This window comes from Pseudomonas sp. AB6 (assembly GCF_034314105.1).
Classification (GTDB): Bacteria; Pseudomonadota; Gammaproteobacteria; order Pseudomonadales; family Pseudomonadaceae; genus Aquipseudomonas.
Map to the genome: position 1 here is coordinate 2,573,175 of NZ_JAVIWJ010000001.1, position 18,053 is coordinate 2,591,227.

At 53.8% G+C, this 18,053-nt stretch carries 13 protein-coding genes and 2 tRNA genes; 10 read left to right on the forward strand and 5 right to left on the reverse strand.

Annotation, left to right across the window (positions count from 1 at the left end):
* Nucleotides 1–196: 196 nt before the first annotated feature.
* A complete protein-coding gene (locus RGW60_RS12100) occupies nucleotides 197–670 on the reverse strand; it encodes a Dps family protein (protein WP_322204833.1) in 474 nt (157 codons plus the stop codon).
* 475 nt (nucleotides 671–1,145) lie between these two features.
* Between RGW60_RS12100 and RGW60_RS12105 the strand changes: the two genes are divergently transcribed.
* Nucleotides 1,146–1,751 (forward strand): cold-shock protein, encoded by a 606-nt coding sequence (locus RGW60_RS12105; protein WP_322204834.1) that lies wholly within the window; start codon nucleotides 1,146–1,148, stop codon nucleotides 1,749–1,751.
* Nucleotides 1,752–1,832: 81 nt separating this feature from the next.
* Here the strand turns inward: RGW60_RS12105 and RGW60_RS12110 are convergent, their stop codons facing one another.
* Complete coding sequence (locus tag RGW60_RS12110; RefSeq protein ID WP_322204835.1) at nucleotides 1,833–2,039, reverse strand: SlyX family protein; 207 nt, start codon at nucleotides 2,037–2,039, stop codon at nucleotides 1,833–1,835.
* Nucleotides 2,036–2,467 (reverse strand): HIT domain-containing protein, encoded by a 432-nt coding sequence (locus tag RGW60_RS12115; RefSeq protein ID WP_322204836.1) that lies wholly within the window; start codon nucleotides 2,465–2,467, stop codon nucleotides 2,036–2,038. Before RGW60_RS12115 ends, RGW60_RS12110 begins: the two co-directional genes overlap by 4 nt.
* A gap of 978 nt (nucleotides 2,468–3,445) precedes the next feature.
* Between RGW60_RS12115 and RGW60_RS12120 the strand changes: the two genes are divergently transcribed.
* From RGW60_RS12120 to RGW60_RS12130, 3 genes are all read left to right on the forward strand, one after another.
* Complete coding sequence (locus RGW60_RS12120) at nucleotides 3,446–4,774, forward strand: OprD family porin (RefSeq protein WP_322204837.1); 1,329 nt, start codon at nucleotides 3,446–3,448, stop codon at nucleotides 4,772–4,774.
* A gap of 169 nt (nucleotides 4,775–4,943) precedes the next feature.
* On the forward strand, nucleotides 4,944–6,659 hold the full coding sequence (locus RGW60_RS12125; protein ID WP_322204838.1) for a proline--tRNA ligase: 1,716 nt from the start codon (nucleotides 4,944–4,946) through the stop codon (nucleotides 6,657–6,659).
* 87 nt (nucleotides 6,660–6,746) lie between these two features.
* Entirely contained in the window at nucleotides 6,747–7,703 is a 957-nt protein-coding gene (locus RGW60_RS12130; protein WP_322204839.1) for a hypothetical protein, read from the forward strand.
* Here RGW60_RS12130 and dinB read toward each other — a convergent pair.
* Nucleotides 7,700–8,761: a DNA polymerase IV gene (gene dinB, locus RGW60_RS12135; protein WP_322204840.1), complete on the reverse strand. Its 1,062-nt coding sequence runs from the start codon at nucleotides 8,759–8,761 to the stop codon at nucleotides 7,700–7,702. The genes RGW60_RS12130 and dinB overlap by 4 nt on opposite strands.
* A 246-nt stretch (nucleotides 8,762–9,007) precedes the next feature.
* Between dinB and RGW60_RS12140 the strand changes: the two genes are divergently transcribed.
* From RGW60_RS12140 to RGW60_RS12155, 4 genes are all read left to right on the forward strand, one after another.
* Nucleotides 9,008–9,084: transfer RNA gene (locus RGW60_RS12140), tRNA-Met, on the forward strand.
* A gap of 329 nt (nucleotides 9,085–9,413) precedes the next feature.
* A tRNA-Met gene (locus tag RGW60_RS12145) sits at nucleotides 9,414–9,490 on the forward strand.
* A gap of 344 nt (nucleotides 9,491–9,834) precedes the next feature.
* Nucleotides 9,835–12,393: a bifunctional lysylphosphatidylglycerol flippase/synthetase MprF gene (gene mprF / locus RGW60_RS12150; protein ID WP_407074079.1), complete on the forward strand. Its 2,559-nt coding sequence runs from the start codon at nucleotides 9,835–9,837 to the stop codon at nucleotides 12,391–12,393.
* Nucleotides 12,393–13,676, forward strand: coding sequence for a virulence factor family protein (locus RGW60_RS12155; RefSeq protein WP_322204842.1), 1,284 nt, complete (start codon nucleotides 12,393–12,395; stop codon nucleotides 13,674–13,676). Before mprF ends, RGW60_RS12155 begins: the two co-directional genes overlap by 1 nt.
* Nucleotides 13,677–13,764: 88 nt before the next feature.
* Here RGW60_RS12155 and RGW60_RS12160 read toward each other — a convergent pair whose 3' ends face one another.
* Nucleotides 13,765–15,663, reverse strand: a complete 1,899-nt coding sequence (locus RGW60_RS12160) for a potassium transporter Kup (protein WP_322204843.1) — start codon at nucleotides 15,661–15,663, stop codon at nucleotides 13,765–13,767.
* 268 nt (nucleotides 15,664–15,931) lie between these two features.
* Here RGW60_RS12160 and rimO point away from each other — a divergent pair, with 268 nt between their 5' ends.
* Nucleotides 15,932–17,269, forward strand: coding sequence for a 30S ribosomal protein S12 methylthiotransferase RimO (rimO, locus tag RGW60_RS12165; protein ID WP_322204844.1), 1,338 nt, complete (start codon nucleotides 15,932–15,934; stop codon nucleotides 17,267–17,269).
* A gap of 48 nt (nucleotides 17,270–17,317) precedes the next feature.
* The gene (locus RGW60_RS12170; RefSeq protein ID WP_322204845.1) at nucleotides 17,318–17,824 is read left to right on the forward strand and encodes a DUF4123 domain-containing protein; all 507 of its coding nucleotides are present in this window, start codon (nucleotides 17,318–17,320) and stop codon (nucleotides 17,822–17,824) included.
* Nucleotides 17,825–18,053: the final 229 nt, after the last annotated feature.

The following is an 18,053-nucleotide window of genomic DNA, read 5'->3' on the forward strand; positions in this document are numbered from 1 at the left end:
CGATGTCATCAATAGTTATATTTTGACGGCTGCGATACGGAGGGGCTGCCGGTTCGTGCAACGAGGTGCCGCCATTAGTGACAAAAGCTGCAGACCCTCAGGCTGAGGGTGGTTGAGGGCAGTTGAAGACGAAGCGAACACAGTCAGAGCGCCAAAGGTGGCGAGTGACATCAGGGTGTCACTCGCGAATTGTTTATTACTTTGTTTCAAGTAACGAACGAAGCATCCATGCGGTTTTTTCATGAACCTGCATACGTTGGGTCAAGAGATCGGCAGTCGGCTCATCGCTCACCTTGTCGACCAAGGGAAAGATACTGCGAGCGGTACGTGAAATGGCTTCTTGTCCTTGAACCAATTGCTTGATCATGTCTTCAGCACTTGGCACTCCCTCTTCTTCTTTAATAGAAGTAAGGCGCGCGTAGGCCGCATAAGTACCGGGTGCGGGAAAGCCCAGTGCCCGGATTCGCTCAGCAACAAGATCTACCGCCAGAGCAAGTTCATTGTATTGTTCTTCGAACATTAAATGTAAGGTACGGAACATTGGACCACTCACGTTCCAGTGGAAGTTGTGAGTCTTCATATAAAGCACATACGTATCTGCCAGTAGACGAGCAAGACCGTCTACAATTTCTTTGCGATCTTCTTCGCTTATACCGATATCGATTGCCATGCTTTTCCCCTTTATATGATGGTGTAACGTGACACATGCAGCACCACTCTACCAAGAGAACCCAGGCAACGCAGCCACCGATTAGACTATCGCCCACCTCCAAAACGTCGTCATGCCGCTTACACCGCCAGCGAAGTCGGCCAAACGACGAAAGCGCTTGTCATTTTTGAACTGACGTTTTCGCCTTGGCGCTCAACGGACGCTAAAGCGAACTGCCGCTCTAGGGCGGGCACTGGTGACCAACTGCCGTCTTACATTTATGGATCTATAGAACAGCACTGAGCCTGCGCCTAGCGCTTGATTTGAGTAGCCCACAGCTTTGCTGTTAAATACACGCGTGTCGCTACTGACCTGCCGTTTTGATGTAGCGCATAGGCTGACCCCATCGCTCGTGCAGCACGCCTCCTTTTATTTAGAAGCGTACCGAGCGTAATCAGCTATTTCCTCGTGATCCGTCTCAATGTGAGTTATTAAAATGTTGAAAATTGTCCATCTGCTAACGGGAGCAGCGGCCCTGCTGCTTTCCTTTATCCCAAGCCTGCGTAGCGAAGCGCTGTCTTCGTACCTCCTGCAACCCGATGCTCTTTATCTGGCGCTTTTCGGTCTGCTCAACCTGGTGCTGGCTCCAGTAATTCCTTATTGGAACCGGGGCCCACGTCATCAGCTACAAAATTTGGTCAGCGCGCTACTGGTGCTCGCCGTCATCCTCCAAACCTTGACCTTGCTCGTTCCGCTGCAGACTATTGCTGGGCAACCGGCAATCACAGTAAGTCTGCTCAGCGTTTTCATTGGCGTCGTGCTGCATCTGGCCGTCAGCTTCTACCAATCGTCCCCCTCGCCGTCTGCGCTGAGCCATGACATGACCAACCGAGATACCGGAACAGTCAAGTGGTTTAACACATCCAAGGGATTCGGTTTTATCTCCCGAGACTCTGGCGACGACATTTTTGTGCACTTCCGTGCCATCCGAGGCGAGGGCCACCGCGTTCTGGTAGAAGGTCAGCGTGTGGAATTCTCGGTAATGAACCGCGACAAAGGCCTGCAGGCTGAAGATGTAATCGCAGCTTTACCCCGCCGCTAAAACTTTTAACGTATCAACAGAAACACAAAAACCCGCTTATCTCGAGAGAGAGCGGGTTTTTTATCGCACCGAGCAAGTGCGTCAATAATGCGGAGGGGGAGCTTCTTCCTCGAACGTATCGAACTGGCTGCCCATTTCTTCCTGACGCTTGAGCAATGCAGCCATCTGTAATTGCAGGCGCTCGACCACCCGTTGCTGGCTGACCAGCACATCATTTAGAGACTGGATCGTATCGTCCTGAAAAGCCTGACGACTTTCCAGCTCATTAATACGTTGCTCAAGACTCATACCCGCTCCTCTTCAAAACGAAAATCAGTCGTCAACACACTCTGCAGCCGATGCCGAACAGCCGCGAGTTCTTCACGACTATAAGGTTGCGCTGGGTGCTTACCCCAAACAGGGGCAGGCCAAGCCGGGTCACTGCGAAGGCGCACGATAACATGCACGTGGAGTTGACTGACGACATTACCCAGTGTGGCCACGTTGAGTTTGTCGGCACTGAAAGCGTCATTGAGTAACTGTGCCAGCAACGTCGCTTCTTGCCACAGCTGTAATTGATCAGATGCCGCCAACTGGAATAATTCGCTGATACCCGACCGACGCGGTACAAGAATGAACCATGGGTAATTTGAATCGTTGGATAATAATAAACGGCACAACGGAAAGTCTCCGATGGCCACTGTATCTTGCGCAAGACGCGGATCTAAGACGAACACCGCAGGACTCCTGATCAATCGGTTAGTTTTGAGCCCGACTTTTTGAAGCAAGGCAACACTGAACAATGCCGAGCAGGATACTCGCGTATAGTTCATTGATCACTGGCAATCTGACAAGCCACCGAGGTGGGGTGAGCCCTTCACGCACCAGCACTGCACGTTAGCGATACGGCTGCACCGATATAGATCAATTTTTACTCTCCAGGACACTGCGCGATACGCTTCTGAGAACGGTGCAATCCCTACGCAAGCGACCACCTGAAAGCGAACCGGTCGTTTTCGCTGTACGGAAAACTGTTAGCCCATCATTGATCCAGCTGTCCCCATGACCATAGCCCAACATCAAGCACAACCACCGGACTACGCACCAAAACGACTCACATCCGAAGTGGAGCTGTGCTACCCCATCCGCGTTTTACCCAGTTCAAACGTCACTTAGGTAACGTTTCAACGTCTTTTTTTCAAAATCATGGCGGCTTTGTGAAATTTTCATATCACAGAAAAAATAAATAATACTGTTTAAAAACAACAACTTAAAAAATATATTTATTAGTGGATTGACCAAATGTGAAAAAAAAGTGAATGCTTAGGAACTTTGTGCACGGTTGTTGCTATGTCACACATAAGAGTTTGAAGAGGTGCCGACTTAAAGCGAAGCCTTGGATACGGCAAGTAATGGAAGCGCTGGACGCAGGAGTGTGTCGAATGGCTGTTCATAGATTGTTTGTACCTATGCTTAAGCGTTCAAAAATCGCTGTTGTAGTTGCGGAGCTTGTTAGCGGGAATCTGTGTATTTGCGACATGTACAACCTACATTTGCGACATCGCCGTAAAGATAACGAAAGGATAGATTTGCAACTATCGCCAACATGGTCAGCGTGATATAAGTTTGCGCCGACACAAAAAAGAAAGAGCCTCCCAGATAAAAAAACAGGTGGGATGGCGGTAACTTATTAAAAACCAAAGGAGCAAGTCACGATGAAAGTGATGAAGTGGAGCGCAATCGCCTTAGCAGTTACTGCGGGTATGACTCAATTGGCATCGGCGGCAGCGTTCGTCACTGACCAAGCTGATGCGAAGGGTTTTGTAGAAGATACATCGCTGAATCTGTTGCTGCGGAACTACTACTTTAACCGCAACAAAACACACGGCGCAGTAGACGACAAGGATTGGAGCCAAGGCATCCGGGCTAACTTCAGCTCAGGCTTCACTCAGGGTACTGTTGGCTTTGGCGTTGACGCTTTCGGCTACCTTGGTTTGAAATTAGACGGGTCCGACAAATATTCGGGTTCGGGCAACCTGGCAGTCAACTCGGCTGGCGAAAACCAGGACAGCTTCGGCAAAGCCGGTGCAGCACTAAAAGCTCGCTTCTCCAAAACCGAATTGAAATACGGCAACATGCAGCCATCCACTAGCCCAGTCTTCGCAGTCGGCGGTTCTCGTCTCTTGCCACAGACCGCAACTGGCTTTGAATTGCAGAGCAGCGAAATAAAAGGCCTTGACTTGGAAGCCGGCCACTTCACGGCAGCGACTAGCCAAGACCGGACCAAAAGCGATGGCGCGATGTGGGCAACCTACGCCGGCGTCCAAACTAGTTCGGCAGATTATGGCGGTGGTCGATATGCCATTACCGACAGCCTGAGCGCTTCGCTTTACGCCTCCAAGCTCGAAGACATCTGGAACCAGTACTACGCTAACGTGAACTACGTAATGCCGATTGCTGACACCCAATCGCTTGCTTGGGACTTCAACATTTACCGCACCACAGACACCGGCGCATCAAAGGCGGGCGCAATCAGCAACACCGCATGGTCCCTGGCCGCAGCGTACTCGTTCCTGACTGCACACACCGTTACTCTTAGCTTCCAGAAAATCAACGGCGACACGCCGTTCGACTACATCGGTGTTGGCGACAACAACCGTGGCGGCGACTCGATCTTCCTTGCTAACTCCGTTCAATATTCTGACTTTAACGGTCCAGGCGAAAAATCGTGGCAGGCTCGCTACGACCTGAACATGGCGTCTTACGGTGTACCTGGCCTGAGCTTCATGACCCGTTACGTAACCGGTGACAACATCGACGGCACCAAAATGGCGATTGACAGTCCTTATCGCAACTATGGTTACGGCGCAGACGGCAAACACCACGAAACTAACGTTGAAGCCAAGTACGTTGTTCAGACTGGCCCAGCGAAAGATCTTTCCTTCCGCATTCGTCAAGCGTGGCACTCAGGCAACACCGACCAAGCTGACGGCACCATCAGCGAGTTCCGCCTGATCGTCGACTACCCGATCTCGATCTTGTAATCGCAGTCAGCTAACTCGTTTCGAAAAAAACCCGGCAATGCCGGGTTTTTTTATGGGCTCAAAAACCCGCTTTTCCGGATTCGCTGCCCCGCCCCGCCCTGTACGCGATCAAATCACCACCGTACAATGCTCGGTCATTTCTAGTCTCAGCAACCGATAACGGCCTACCATGCGCACCAGTCAATATTTGCTCGCCACAAAGAAAGAAACGCCTTCCGACGCAGTCGTCGTCAGCCATCAGCTAATGCTGCGCGCTGGCATGATTCGCAAACTTGCTTCTGGCCTCTACACCTGGCTCCCCATGGGCTTGCGTGTATTACGCAAGGTCGAAGCGGTCGTTCGTGAGGAAATGAACGCTGCTGGCGCGCTTGAAATACTGATGCCCGGCATTCAACCCGCCGAATTGTGGCAAGAGTCTGGCCGCTGGGAGCAATACGGCCCGGAACTGCTGCGCATGAAAGACCGACATGATCGAGAATTCTGCGCGGGCCCAACCCACGAAGAAGTCATTACGGATCTGGCGCGTAACGAGCTGAATAGCTATAAACAGTTGCCTATCAACATGTATCAGATCCAAACCAAATTTCGTGACGAAATCCGCCCCCGTTTCGGCTTAATGCGCGGTCGCGAATTCATCATGAAAGATGCGTACTCCTTCCACGCCGATCAAGCGTCATTGCAAGCCACGTATGATCGAATGCATCAGGCGTACTGCAACGTATTCACCCGACTGGGCCTGAATTTTCGCCCGGTTGAGGCCGATAACGGTTCCATCGGCGGCGCGGGCTCTCACGAGTTCCATGTATTGGCTGACTCTGGCGAAGACGACATCGTGTTCAGTGACAGCTCCAATTACGCCGCCAACATCGAGAAAGCCGAGGCCGTTCCTCGCGAACACTTGCGTCAGGCCCCCACTGAAGCGATGCGCCTGGTCGATACGCCACATGCAAAAACCATTGCGCAGTTGGTCGAGGGCTTCAATCTGCCCATCGAAAAAACCATCAAGACCCTGGTGGTGCATGCGGCAGAAGAAGGCAAGCTGATTGCACTGATCATTCGTGGCGATCACGAACTCAACGAAATTAAAGCCGCCAATCTGCCCCAAGTCGCCAGCCCTCTGGTCATGGCCTCTGAGTCCGAGCTGCGCGACGCCATTGGCGCGGGCGCGGGTTCACTTGGCCCATTGAATCTGCCATTGCCCTGTGTCATTGACCGCTCTGTCGAACTGATGAGCGACTTCGGCATCGGTGCCAATATCGACGATAAACACTATTTCGGAGTCAACTGGGAACGCGACTTACCTGTTCCAGCGGTAGCCGACCTGCGTAACGTCGTGGCCGGCGACCCAAGCCCTGACGGCAACGGCACGTTGGAAATCAAACGCGGCATCGAAGTCGGGCACATCTTCCAGCTCGGGACGAAATACAGCGAAGCCCTGAAGTGCCAAGTGCTCGGTGAAAACGGAAAGCCTGTCACGTTGACTATGGGCTGTTACGGCATCGGTGTTTCTCGCGTGGTGGCTGCTGCCATCGAACAGAACAACGATGAAAACGGGATCATCTGGAATGATGCCTTGGCACCTTTCCAGATTGCCTTGGTGCCATTGCGCTATGAAACCGAGGCTGTTCGAGAAGCTACAGACACGCTGTATGCCGAACTGACCGCCGCTGGCTTTGAAGTGTTGCTGGACGATCGGGATAAAAAAACCAGTCCGGGCAACAAATTTGCCGATATGGAACTGATCGGCATTCCGCACCGCATTGTCGTCAGCGACCGTGGTTTAGCGGAAGGCAATCTTGAATACAAGGGTCGTACCGAAGCCGAACCTCAAGCACTGCCTGTCGCTGATGCACTGTCCTTTCTTCAAGCTCGTATCCGCCGATAAGCGCTGACGACGCGCACGTCCACAACGTGCGCGTCTCGGCTATTAGCATGACGAATCAAGACTCGCCTTTATGCATCAAGAGATCACATGCTCAAGCGAAGCACTTTAAGCCTACGCTGCGCCGCACTCTGCGGCACTCTGGTCATTAGCGGTTGCGCCAATCATTTGTCTCAACGTAGCGAACACGAAGAGCGCGTTGAGCGAAAATTGCTTGAGCACACTCTGCATGTCGACATCGGCGAACCCAAGTTGCTGGAGTTACCACAACGCCGTATTCGGATCACTGAACAAAAGACGTTCGAAGTCACTGAGTTCGAAGTCACCCGCAATTATGATCGCTACACGCCGTACCAGCCCTGGCGTGAACTGTATGAGATTCCGCTGGGCGCCCTGGCCTTGGTCGCAGGCACGGGAGCTAATATTCTCAATGTATTCATGTTCGGCCACTTGCCCGGCACGGTGACCAAAGACTGGATCGATTTCGGTGTAGCTGGAGTCAATCCGTTCATGAACGTGCAGTCCTATGGACGAGCGCAACAAAATCTCGCCAATATCGATGAAACTCGGCGCAATAAACGCATCGAACACACGAGCCTTCCATGGAATGAACGTCCGGTCGAAATTATGGCCAGCGCGCAAACCTTTAGGTTGGCGACTGATCGCAACGGAGTATTGCGCTTGAATCTGCTGAGTGCTCCGTTTGCCGAGCAAGACCTTACTCGCCTCGCTCGCTTACAAATCAACGTCGAAGATGAGCGCGACAGCGTCCGAGCCGATGCGACCTTACCGATCAGCAGCTCGCTGCGGGGCAAACTGTTCGAAGCTCACGCTCTAATTTACGACGACCTTGAAGAAGACGGCGTCAGTCAATGGGTTCATAGGGTTAAACGGCTTTCAGAATTAGGTCTAGAAGAACAGGCCAGCGAGCTGGAACAAAACCTCATTGAATTGACCCACAACGACCCAGAGCTGCAAAAGCAATTCCTCAGATCGCTAACTCGAGACGCAGGCCGTTTGGTTGCAGACCCACAGGCAGACGATTAAACGGCGAACAGCTCCAACTGCTCGTGAGCCCCCCGCAAGTCCTGCAAACGCACTCCGATACCAAGCAAACGCACCGGCTTGGCACCTCGAGCAAAGGCCTGTGTTAGCAATTGCTCGAAACTCATAAGATCACGCCCTGCCCCGGACTGCTCCAAGGTGGTCTGGGTAAAGTCGTAAAATTTTACTTTGACGAAGGGCTTGCCGGCTCGGTAGCCCTCACCGATTCGCGCAATTCGCCCCGCCAGGGTATCGAGTAGGCCTGGAAGTTTCTCCAGACAACTTTTCAAATCGGGCAAATCCGTGTCGTAGGTATTTTCTACGCTGACGGACTGGCGCCGACTGTCGTTTTGAACAGGTCGCTCATCGATACCCCGCGCTAGATTCCACAACCGTTCACCAAATGCGCCAAATTCACGCACTAATGCCAATTTGTTCCAATCGCGCAGATCGTTGCAACTTACGATTCCCAATCGGCCCATTTTGTCCGCAGTTACTTTGCCCACCCCATGCAGCTTAGTGACCGGCAAGATGGCGACAAAATCTTCTACCTGGTCCGGCGTAATCACAAATAATCCGTTGGGCTTTTTCCAGTCACTGGCAATTTTCGCCAGAAATTTATTGGGCGCTACGCCCGCCGACACTGTGATGTGTAGCTGGTTAGAGACTCGACGGCGAATTTCTTGAGCGATACGAGTGGCGCTGCCTGCAAACAAACCACTTTCTGATACATCAAGAAACGCTTCGTCCAACGACAAGGGCTCAATCAGATCCGTGTAATCGCGAAAAATCATGTGGATCTCGCGAGATGCTTCTTTATAAGCTTCCATTCGGGGCTTGACGATGGTCAAGTCGGGACACAGCTTCAACGCATGCCGAGACGACATCGCCGAACGAACCCCATAAGCACGCGCTTCGTAGTTACACGTCGCAATGACTCCTCGCTGATCCGCTGAACCGCCGACCGCTAAAGGTTTATTGCCTAAACGGGGGTCGTCACGCATTTCAATGGCGGCATAAAAGCAGTCACAGTCGACGTGAATAATTTTGCGCTGCGTCATGGGATGCGGTTTGCAGGCTGTGGGCCGGGCAGTATCTCACCCAGAGAGGACGCTGGCATCCACGATGCTACGAGCGACCTGTCAAAGTGCTGCAATGGGCCATGAATTATCTGACACAGCTTAGTAGCAAGACTCAAAGCCTGCTCTCGAACATAGACATCCGAGCTAAGCAATTGAAGGAAAAGCAGTTTTCTAAAATTAACCATTGACACTCAATCGTTCCACTGTAGAATGCCGACACACAGACGCGGGATGGAGCAGTCTGGTAGCTCGTCGGGCTCATAACCCGAAGGTCGTCGGTTCAAATCCGGCTCCCGCAACCAAACATCGAAAAAGGCTGCTCGAAAGAGTGGCCTTTTTTGTATCTGCGATTTGGCAGCCTTCCCGTCAAGCAATACATACGCCATTGAGCTAATGACTAACTGGAATTGGATGGAGTCCATAAAGTGGGAGTGAACCTGTTCGTAATGAAATACGAAGCGGTCCCGATACGCGACCCGGTTCCAACTGAAAGAATATAAAGCCGACGGTTTTTTACGATTGCCAAGCAGCCAATTTAACCGTCCAGTCAGCTCGTTTTTATTTATTTATCATTTGTTTAGCATTATTGATTGACACCCTGCAATTGGGCTGTAGAATGCCGCCACACAGACGCGGGATGGAGCAGTCTGGTAGCTCGTCGGGCTCATAACCCGAAGGTCGTCGGTTCAAATCCGGCTCCCGCAACCAAACATCGAAAAAGGCTGCTCGAAAGAGTGGCCTTTTTTGTGTCTGCCGGAAAGTCTCAGGAACAGCAGCCCAAAAAGCTTGTCAGAGTGTCGATTCCAAGGATAGGCGTCTACCATCGGTTAAAGTGTCGACTGAAACGAATCCGCTACATTCGCTCGTTAAACTATGACGCGCTAATATTTCGAAAGTATTTTTTGCGTAGGGATTGGTAACTTGGCTGTATACCTCCATCCTGTCGCGCACGATCCAAGGAGTGATTGATGCGCGCCTCGTCCGAAGAAACCAATGAAACTGTCACGCCCCCCCATCCAATCGCGCCCGCGCGCCTAGGCTGGCTGGAGCTGATGAGCAAATATCGCCAGCCATTGGGGCTGGCGGTGACGTTGTTATTGTTCACCATCGCACTTATCGCCTGCCGCCACTTGCTGAGCGAGCTCGACCTGTATGCACTGCACGATTCCTTGCTGAGCGTGCCCAAGGTTGCGCTTGCCGGTGCTTTTGCTGCGGCCGTTGTCGGATTTACTGTGCTGCTGGGCTATGAGTGGTCGGCTAGCCGATACGCCAACATACAACTGCCCACGAAAACCCTGATCCTTGGCGGTTTCACCGCATTCGCAATCGGCAACGCCGTTGGCCTGTCATTGCTTTCAGGGGGCTCTGTCCGTTATCGGCTTTATGCGCGCCATGGGTTAGGTGCGACAGAAGTCGCACGTATGACTTTGTTTGCGAGCCTTTCATTGGGCTGCGCACTGCCGCCGCTGGCAGCGCTGGCAACGCTGAGCAATTTGCCAGCTGCATCGGCTGCCTTGCACCTGTCCGTGACGCTGCTGGCGGTAGTTGCGATCAGTATCCTGTTACTCAGCGCGTTACTGGCAGTCGGTATTTATCGCCGTCGCCTGCCAGAGCAACCGATCCCCCATAACTTACTGGTTCGTGCCGGACGCCGGACGCTTCGCCTGCCGGGTCTGCGCTTGACCTTGATGCAGCTGGTTATCACTGCGCTGGACGTTGCTGCCGCCGCGACAGTGCTTTATTTGCTGCTGCCCGACGCTCCTCCATTTGGCGCGTTTGTGCTGGTTTATCTATTGGCTTTAGCGGCTGGCGTACTTAGCCATGTTCCAGGTGGCGTAGGCGTGTTCGAAGCGATTCTACTGGCCGCTTTTGCCGACCAGTTGGGCTCTGCACCGCTGGCTGCAGCCTTGTTACTCTATCGCCTGATCTACGTGGTGTTGCCTCTGCTGCTGGCATGTCTGGCATTGCTGTACACCGAAGCACAACGCTTGCTGCCTACCCGTCAAGCAATGCGCGTCGCGTCGGGTCTGGCTGCACCCATCCTGGCCCTATTGGTTTTTCTGTCTGGTGTGGTTCTGCTGTTTTCGGGTGCCACGCCAGAAATTGACTCACGCTTGCGCCACCTGGGCTTCTTGATTCCGCATCGTTTAATTGACGCCTCCCACTTCGGTGCCAGCCTGATTGGCGTGTTGTGCCTATTGTTGGCCCAAGGTTTACGTCGGCGCCTTTCTGCGGCGTGGATGCTCACCACTGTGCTGCTGGTGGCCGGTGCTCTGCTGTCATTGCTTAAAGGGTTCGATTGGGAGGAGGCGAGTCTACTGGTCTCCACAGCCGTGCTGCTGGCAATTTTCCGTCGCTCGTTCTATCGCCAAAGCCGACTGCTAGAACTTCCGTTCTCACCGCTTTATCTAGTGGCAAGCGTATGCGTGCTCGCAGCGTCAATCTGGTTACTGCTGTTTGCCTACCAAGACGTGCCTTACAGTCAGGAGCTGTGGTGGCAATTCACGCTTAACTCGGATGCACCGCGCGCCTTGCGATCTGCGCTGGGCAGCGCGGTATTGTTAGTCGTCGTCTCGTTGACCTGGCTACTGCGAACCGCACGTCCCGTGATTACGTTACCCGGCGTAGAGGAACTGGCCAAGGCTGCACAAATCGTGAATGCTTCCGACCAGCCGGACGGCGGGCTTGTAATGACCGGCGATAAGGCGTTACTTCTTCACCCTAGCGGTAAGGCATTTATGATGTACGCCCGTCGTGGTCGAAGCCTGGTGGCGCTGTACGACCCTATTGGCCCTACGCAACAACGCGCAGAACTAATCTGGCAATTTCGCGATTTGTGCGATCTGCACCATGCCCGCCCAGTGTTTTATCAGGTACGCGCAGAGAATCTGCCCTTCTATATGGATATCGGCCTGACCGCGATCAAGTTGGGTGAGGAGGCCCGCGTCGACTTGCAGCGTTTTGACATCGAGTCAAAGGGCAAAGAGATGAAAGACCTGCGTTATACCTGGAACCGAGGTGGCCGTGACGGTTTGTCGCTGAAGATTTATGAGGTCGGCCAGGCACCCCTGGAGGAGCTGAAGGTGATCTCCGACGCATGGCTGACCGGTAAGAATGTTCGGGAAAAAGGCTTCTCTCTAGGACGCTTCAGTGCAGCTTATTTACAACATTTCCGCATTGCGATTATCCATTTCGAAGGCAAGCCAGTAGCATTCGCTAATCTGTTGGAAACCTCAAGGCACGAACTGGCCAGCCTGGATTTGATGCGCGCACACCCAGACGCACCAAAGCTAACCATGGAGTTCATGATGGTCGGCTTGATTTTGCATTACAAAGAACAGGGTTATGGTCGCTTCAGCCTGGGCATGGTGCCACTATCGGGCTTGCAACCTCGTCGTGGCGCTCCTCTAACCCAGCGGCTTGGGTCGATGGTCTTTCGCCGTGGCGAACAACTGTACAATTTCCAAGGTCTGCGCCGCTTCAAAGATAAATTCCAGCCTGACTGGGAACCTCGCTATATGGCCGTACCCGCCGGACTTGATCCGCTCGTGGCATTGGCTGACACCGCCGCCCTGATTGCAGGCGGCCTGACTGGATTGGTGAAACGCTAATGATTCAACGCTACTGGCGCTTTTTGCTTGCAGCCCTGATTGTTCTCGCACTGGTACTTGGCTTTTGGCTGTGGAACCGCCCTGCTCCTCAGCCGGTTCTGGAACATCTGACCCTTGAAGATGGTTCGGCGCTGACCCGTGTTTCCCCCGGCACCCAGCCCAAAGCGTTGGTAGGTCTGGCTGTTTTGGCCGATGAAGGGCTGACCGATAAACAGCTGCTGGCGCTGAGCCTTGACGGCACCGCACAGGTCGTTCAAGTCACGCTGCCCAAGGACAATTGCGCACTGCAGGAAAAGACGCTAGCTGCCGCTTTGACGAAGCTAGACGGTCCGGCGACGCTGGTAGGGGGAGTCGGACCGGGCGCGACCTTAGCCTGGCGTTGGCTGGCAGGGCAAAACGATGACAATGCAAAAGCCGTATCTGTAGGTTTTAGCCTTGACCCGCCTGCATGTGTAGACAACGTGCCAAAAAGTGCGGCGCACGGTCACTGGTTCGTTGCATGGAACGATGGACCGGATGACGCGGCCGCAACTTTGGTGCGTGATCAGCCCAACGCTGAAAACAGCATCAGCGATTACGATGTGCACCTGCCGCAACTATTCAACAGCCAACTGCGCCGACAATTGGTCTTGGATGATCAGAACGGCGGTTTGAAGATCCCTGTAGTCGAGGTTCCGGCAGGAGCTACGACCGACACGGTGACACTTTTCCTCTCAGGCGATGGAGGTTGGCGTGACCTCGACCGAGACGTGGCAGGAGAAATGGCCAAAATGGGCTACCCCGTAGTAGGCATAGATACACTGCGCTATTACTGGGAGCACAAAACGCCGGAGCAAACCGCCCTGGATTTAGCCGAATTGATGGATCACTACCGCCAGAAATGGGGCACTAAGCGCTTCGTACTAATGGGCTACTCGTTCGGTGCCGATGTACTGCCCGCAATTTACAACCGATTGGCGCCGGATGAGCAAAAGCGTGTCGACTCCATCGTATTGTTGGCTTTTGCGCGCAGTGGCAGCTTTGAGATTCAGGTACAAGGCTGGTTGGGTACAGCAGGTAAAGAAGCGCCTACCGGTCCGGAGATGGCCAAACTGCCACCTGAGAAAGTGCTATGCGTGTATGGCGCTGAAGAAACGGCTGAAAGTGGCTGCACTGAAACAACAGCCGTGGGCGAAAAACTCATGCTACCAGGCGGCCACCACTTCGATGAGAACTACCCTGCGCTAGCCAAACGCATGACTAATGCTATCGATAAGCGGCAAGGGAAAGGGCCGAAGGCTTAAAAGCAGCTTCAAGCTTCAAGCGGCAAGTATGAATCCTGCCGCTTCTAACTTGGGGCTTACCGCCTGAAGCTCGCAGCTGCCGAAGGCCCTACATCTCGACTTGGGTACCCAGTTCAATCACTCGGTTAAACGGCAGGTTGAAGAAGCGAAGGTTACCGTTGGCGTTCTTCAGCATGAAGGCGAACAGCGCCTCACGCCAGCGGGCCATGCCATCCAACTTGGAGGCAATGATCGTCTCGCGGCTGAGGAAGTAGGTTGTGCGCATCGGGGCGAAATCCAGCTCGGCCAGGTGGCATAACTTAAGCGCCGCTGGCACGTCCGGCTCATCGATGAACCCAAAGTGCAATACCACACGGTAAAAGCCTTCGCCGTAGGCCTCAACTTCAAATCGGCGGCTCGCCGGCACTCGCGGGGAGTCCTCATAGACTACCGTCAGCAGAACCACTTGCTCGTGAAGTACTTGGTTGTGCAACAGGTTATGCAACAGGGCATGCGGTACAGCATCGGGACGGGCAGTCAGGAACACTGCCGTTCCTTGCACCCTATGGGGCGGCTGTACGCGAATACTGCTGATAAAGATGGGCAGAGGCAGGCCACCCTCCTCCAACCGCTCGACTAGCAACTGCTTACCACGCTTCCACGTAGTCATCAGGATGAACAATACAATCCCAGCCAATACCGGGAACGCGCCACCTTGTACGATTTTTGGCACGTTTGCGGCAAAAAACAGCCCATCGACTAGCAGAAAACAGAGCAAAACCGGTATCGCCAACAGCGGTGGCCATTTCCACAACAATAGAACGACTGCCGCGACCAAAATCGTGGTGATCAACATTGTCCCAGTCACCGCAACACCGTAGGCAGAGGCTAACGCTGTGGAGGACTCAAAACCGAGCACCAGCAAAATCACGCCGATCATCAGTGACCAGTTCACCGCACCAATATAAATCTGTCCTTGGGAGGAACTGGACGTGTGCTGAACGTGCATCCGGGGAATATAACCGAGTTGAATCGCCTGCAGCGTCATGGAAAAAGCCCCCGAAATCACTGCCTGCGAAGCAATTACGGTGGCCAATGTCGATAAAAAAACCAGCGGAATTAACGCCCAGCTCGGCGCCAACAGATAGAACGGGTTACGTGCGGCTTCGGGATTGTCCAACAACAGCGCACCTTGGCCAAAGTAATTCAACACCAGCGCTGGCAACACCAATGCAAACCATGCGCGGGCGATAGGCTTGCGACCGAAGTGCCCCATGTCGGCATACAGTGCTTCAGCGCCCGTCAGTGACAGAACGACTGCGCCCAGAATGGTGACGCCAATGCCCGGATGAGCCACAAAGAACCGCACCGCCCAAATTGGGTTAAGCGCTTTGAGCACTTCGGGGTTCTGCATGATTCCGTAGACACCCAACGCTGCCAAGACCAGGAACCAAATAACCATCACCGGACCGAACAAAATTCCGATCCGCGCCGTACCGTGCCGCTGAATCAGAAATAATCCCACCAGTACAACTAGCGACAGCGGCACAACCCAATGCTCGACGCCTTTGAACGCAAGTTCCAGGCCTTCCACAGCAGACAGTACCGAGATGGCCGGGGTAATCATGCTGTCGCCGTAGAAAAGCGCAGCACCGAACAAGCCGAAGACCACTAAAGTACTGCGCAACTTTGGATACGAAGACGACGCCCTACGCGCCAGCGCGGTCAACGCCATGATTCCGCCTTCACCCTGGTTGTCAGCACGCAGAATGAACAACACGTACTTAAGCGAAACCACCCAAATCAGCGACCAGAAGATCAGCGCCAGAATACCAAGCACACCCACATGGTCGACTTGAACCCCATACCCCCCAGTAAATACCTGCTGAAGGGTATACAACGGGCTGGTGCCGATATCGCCGTAGACCACCCCGACGGCTGCAATCAACAAACTCAACGGCTTTGCCGGATGATGCTCCGCCTCTACCTGACTAATTGCCTGACCCATTAACCACTCCTACCACCAAGACCTGGGCCCCTAAAACACAGTGATGTGCTTAAGCAAGCTCCGTTTTTACAAACACTGATTAACGCCATCGCCATGATTGGACGCAACGCCGCGAAGCATAGCGCAGCACTCGTCGTAATTCTCTGCATAAAGCTGGTCAATCTTCAGTCTCACCGCTAGAATTGCGCACTTTTTGATCAGAGGCGCACCAAGCGCCCGTCGACGCCCGGCCGTTTGCCCGGCGTCATCCCAAATGCCGAGGTTCGCCATGTCCACCGTCACCACGCCGTCCGCCCCCAAGGTTGGCTTCGTTTCTCTGGGTTGCCCGAAGGCTCTGGTCGATTCCGAGCGTATCCTTACCCAGTTGCGCATGGAAGGCTACGAAATCGTCGCCACCTACCAAGACGCCGACGTGGTGGTGGTCAACACCTGCGGGTTTATCGACACAGCCAAAGCAGAATCTCTGGAAGTCATCGGCGAAGCCCTGGCTGAAAACGGCAAAGTGATCGTGACTGGCTGCATGGGCGTCGAAGAAAGCGCGATTCGTTTGGTCCACCCAAGCGTGCTGTCCGTCACCGGGCCGCAACAATACGAACAAGTGGTCATGGCCGTTCACGACGCCGCGCCGCCTAACCTCAATCACAACCCGCTGATTGATCTGGTGCCGCCGCAAGGCATCAAACTGACGCCGCGCCACTACGCCTACCTGAAGATTTCCGAAGGCTGCAACCACAGTTGCAGCTTCTGCATCATCCCGTCCATGCGCGGCAAACTGGTCAGCCGCCCGGTGGGCGATGTGTTGGACGAAGCTCAGCGCCTGGTCAAGTCCGGCGTAAAAGAGCTGTTGGTCATTTCTCAAGACACCAGCGCTTATGGCGTCGACATCAAGTACCGCACCGGTTTCTGGAATGGCCAACCAGTGAAAACCCGGATGACGGAGCTGTGCGAAGCCCTCAGTTCCTTGGGCGTTTGGGTGCGCCTGCACTACGTTTACCCTTACCCCCACGTGGACGAACTGATTCCGTTGATGGCCGCGGGAAAAATTCTGCCGTACCTCGACATCCCGTTCCAGCACGCCAGCCCTAGAATTCTCAAGGCCATGAAGCGTCCAGCCTTTGAAGATAAAACCCTGGCGCGGATCAAAAACTGGCGTGAAATCTGCCCAGACCTGATCATCCGCTCGACCTTTATCGTCGGCTTCCCGGGCGAAACCGAGGAAGATTTCCAATACCTGCTTGAATGGCTGACCGAAGCGCAACTCGACCGCGTAGGCTGCTTTCAATACTCGCCGGTTGAAGGCGCGTCAGCCAACGCCCTGGGCGATCACGTCCCGGATGAGATCAAGCAAGATCGCTGGGATCGCTTCATGGCGCATCAGCAAGAAATAAGCGCTGCTCGCCTGCAAATGAAAGTCGGCCGCGAAATCGAAGTGCTGATTGATGAGGTAGACGAACACGGCGGCGCCGTCGGTCGCTGCTTCTTCGATGCCCCGGAAATCGACGGCACCGTGTACATCGACAGCGACCAAGACCTTAAGCCGGGCGATAAAGTGATGTGCCGGGTGACCGAAGCTGACGAGTACGACTTGTGGGCTGAAACGATCTGATTGTTTCGCTCTGCTGACTAAGCCCTGCCCTGATCGGCGGGGCTTTTTTTGTTCGGAAAAGTCCTACATATCGTATCGCACCCTACCGACATCGTTAGATCAGGAATCCAGCCACAGTCGCTGTTTTCGTCAAATGCGAAGGATTGTGCGCATGAACTCGGCCCCGGCACACACTCACGAACTGCTCTGCCCGACGATATCCCTTGGCATCAAACTGTTGGCTTGCTGCTGGACGCGGTGCAGGTCGAGGATCTATTGAAGCGTCTGTATCAGTGGGTTGACTCTCCTTGCGTCAACGTACTTTACCTCGGTACCCGCTTTGGTGCGCTCAAGGACGTGTCGCCGTGTCTGGTTCAGATCAAAGGGGAATACGATCCAATACTTGCTCAGTTCCTGGAAAACCTTGATCGACACTGGGGTTATCTATTGATCAGTGAGGGGCCATGGGTACAGCTGGTGGCACATTTACGCTGGTTGATCAGCATCGAACATCCCTCGGGCCAAGAGATGCTGCTGCGGATTGCCTCCACGGACGTAGTAGATTTCCCTGTTTGAATCAGCAGACTCTGCGCTATTCGGGCCTTGCCAACGCATCATGACCGCCGCCCTCGTAAACGGAGGATGGCGTCTATACACCCGATAGGGCGAGATCCATAAATCCGACCGGGATATGGGCCAAACCCAGTGAGAAGCTTCAACGCATGAACAAAAAACTCAAAGAGCTGCGCGCAAAGAGCCGCAGGTTTCGTTGATTCAGCATTTTGTTGAGGTGCAAATCGCAGAA

What these genes read in the sequence shown, in the direction of transcription:
- RGW60_RS12155 (WP_322204842.1), top strand. Translation starts at nt 12,393, where the DNA reads ATGATTCAACGCTACTGGCGCTTTTTGCTTGCAGCCCTGATTGTTCTC.
- mprF (WP_407074079.1), top strand. Translation starts at nt 9,835, where the DNA reads ATGAGCAAATATCGCCAGCCATTGGGGCTGGCGGTGACGTTGTTATTG.
- RGW60_RS12100 (WP_322204833.1), bottom strand. Translation starts at nt 670, where the DNA reads ATGGCAATCGATATCGGTATAAGCGAAGAAGATCGCAAAGAAATTGTA.
- RGW60_RS12130 (WP_322204839.1), top strand. Translation starts at nt 6,747, where the DNA reads ATGCTCAAGCGAAGCACTTTAAGCCTACGCTGCGCCGCACTCTGCGGC.
- RGW60_RS12120 (WP_322204837.1), top strand. Translation starts at nt 3,446, where the DNA reads ATGAAAGTGATGAAGTGGAGCGCAATCGCCTTAGCAGTTACTGCGGGT.
- RGW60_RS12105 (WP_322204834.1), top strand. Translation starts at nt 1,146, where the DNA reads ATGTTGAAAATTGTCCATCTGCTAACGGGAGCAGCGGCCCTGCTGCTT.
- dinB (WP_322204840.1), bottom strand. Translation starts at nt 8,761, where the DNA reads ATGACGCAGCGCAAAATTATTCACGTCGACTGTGACTGCTTTTATGCC.
- rimO (WP_322204844.1), top strand. Translation starts at nt 15,932, where the DNA reads ATGTCCACCGTCACCACGCCGTCCGCCCCCAAGGTTGGCTTCGTTTCT.
- RGW60_RS12160 (WP_322204843.1), bottom strand. Translation starts at nt 15,663, where the DNA reads ATGGGTCAGGCAATTAGTCAGGTAGAGGCGGAGCATCATCCGGCAAAG.
- RGW60_RS12110 (WP_322204835.1), bottom strand. Translation starts at nt 2,039, where the DNA reads ATGAGTCTTGAGCAACGTATTAATGAGCTGGAAAGTCGTCAGGCTTTT.
- RGW60_RS12125 (WP_322204838.1), top strand. Translation starts at nt 4,944, where the DNA reads ATGCGCACCAGTCAATATTTGCTCGCCACAAAGAAAGAAACGCCTTCC.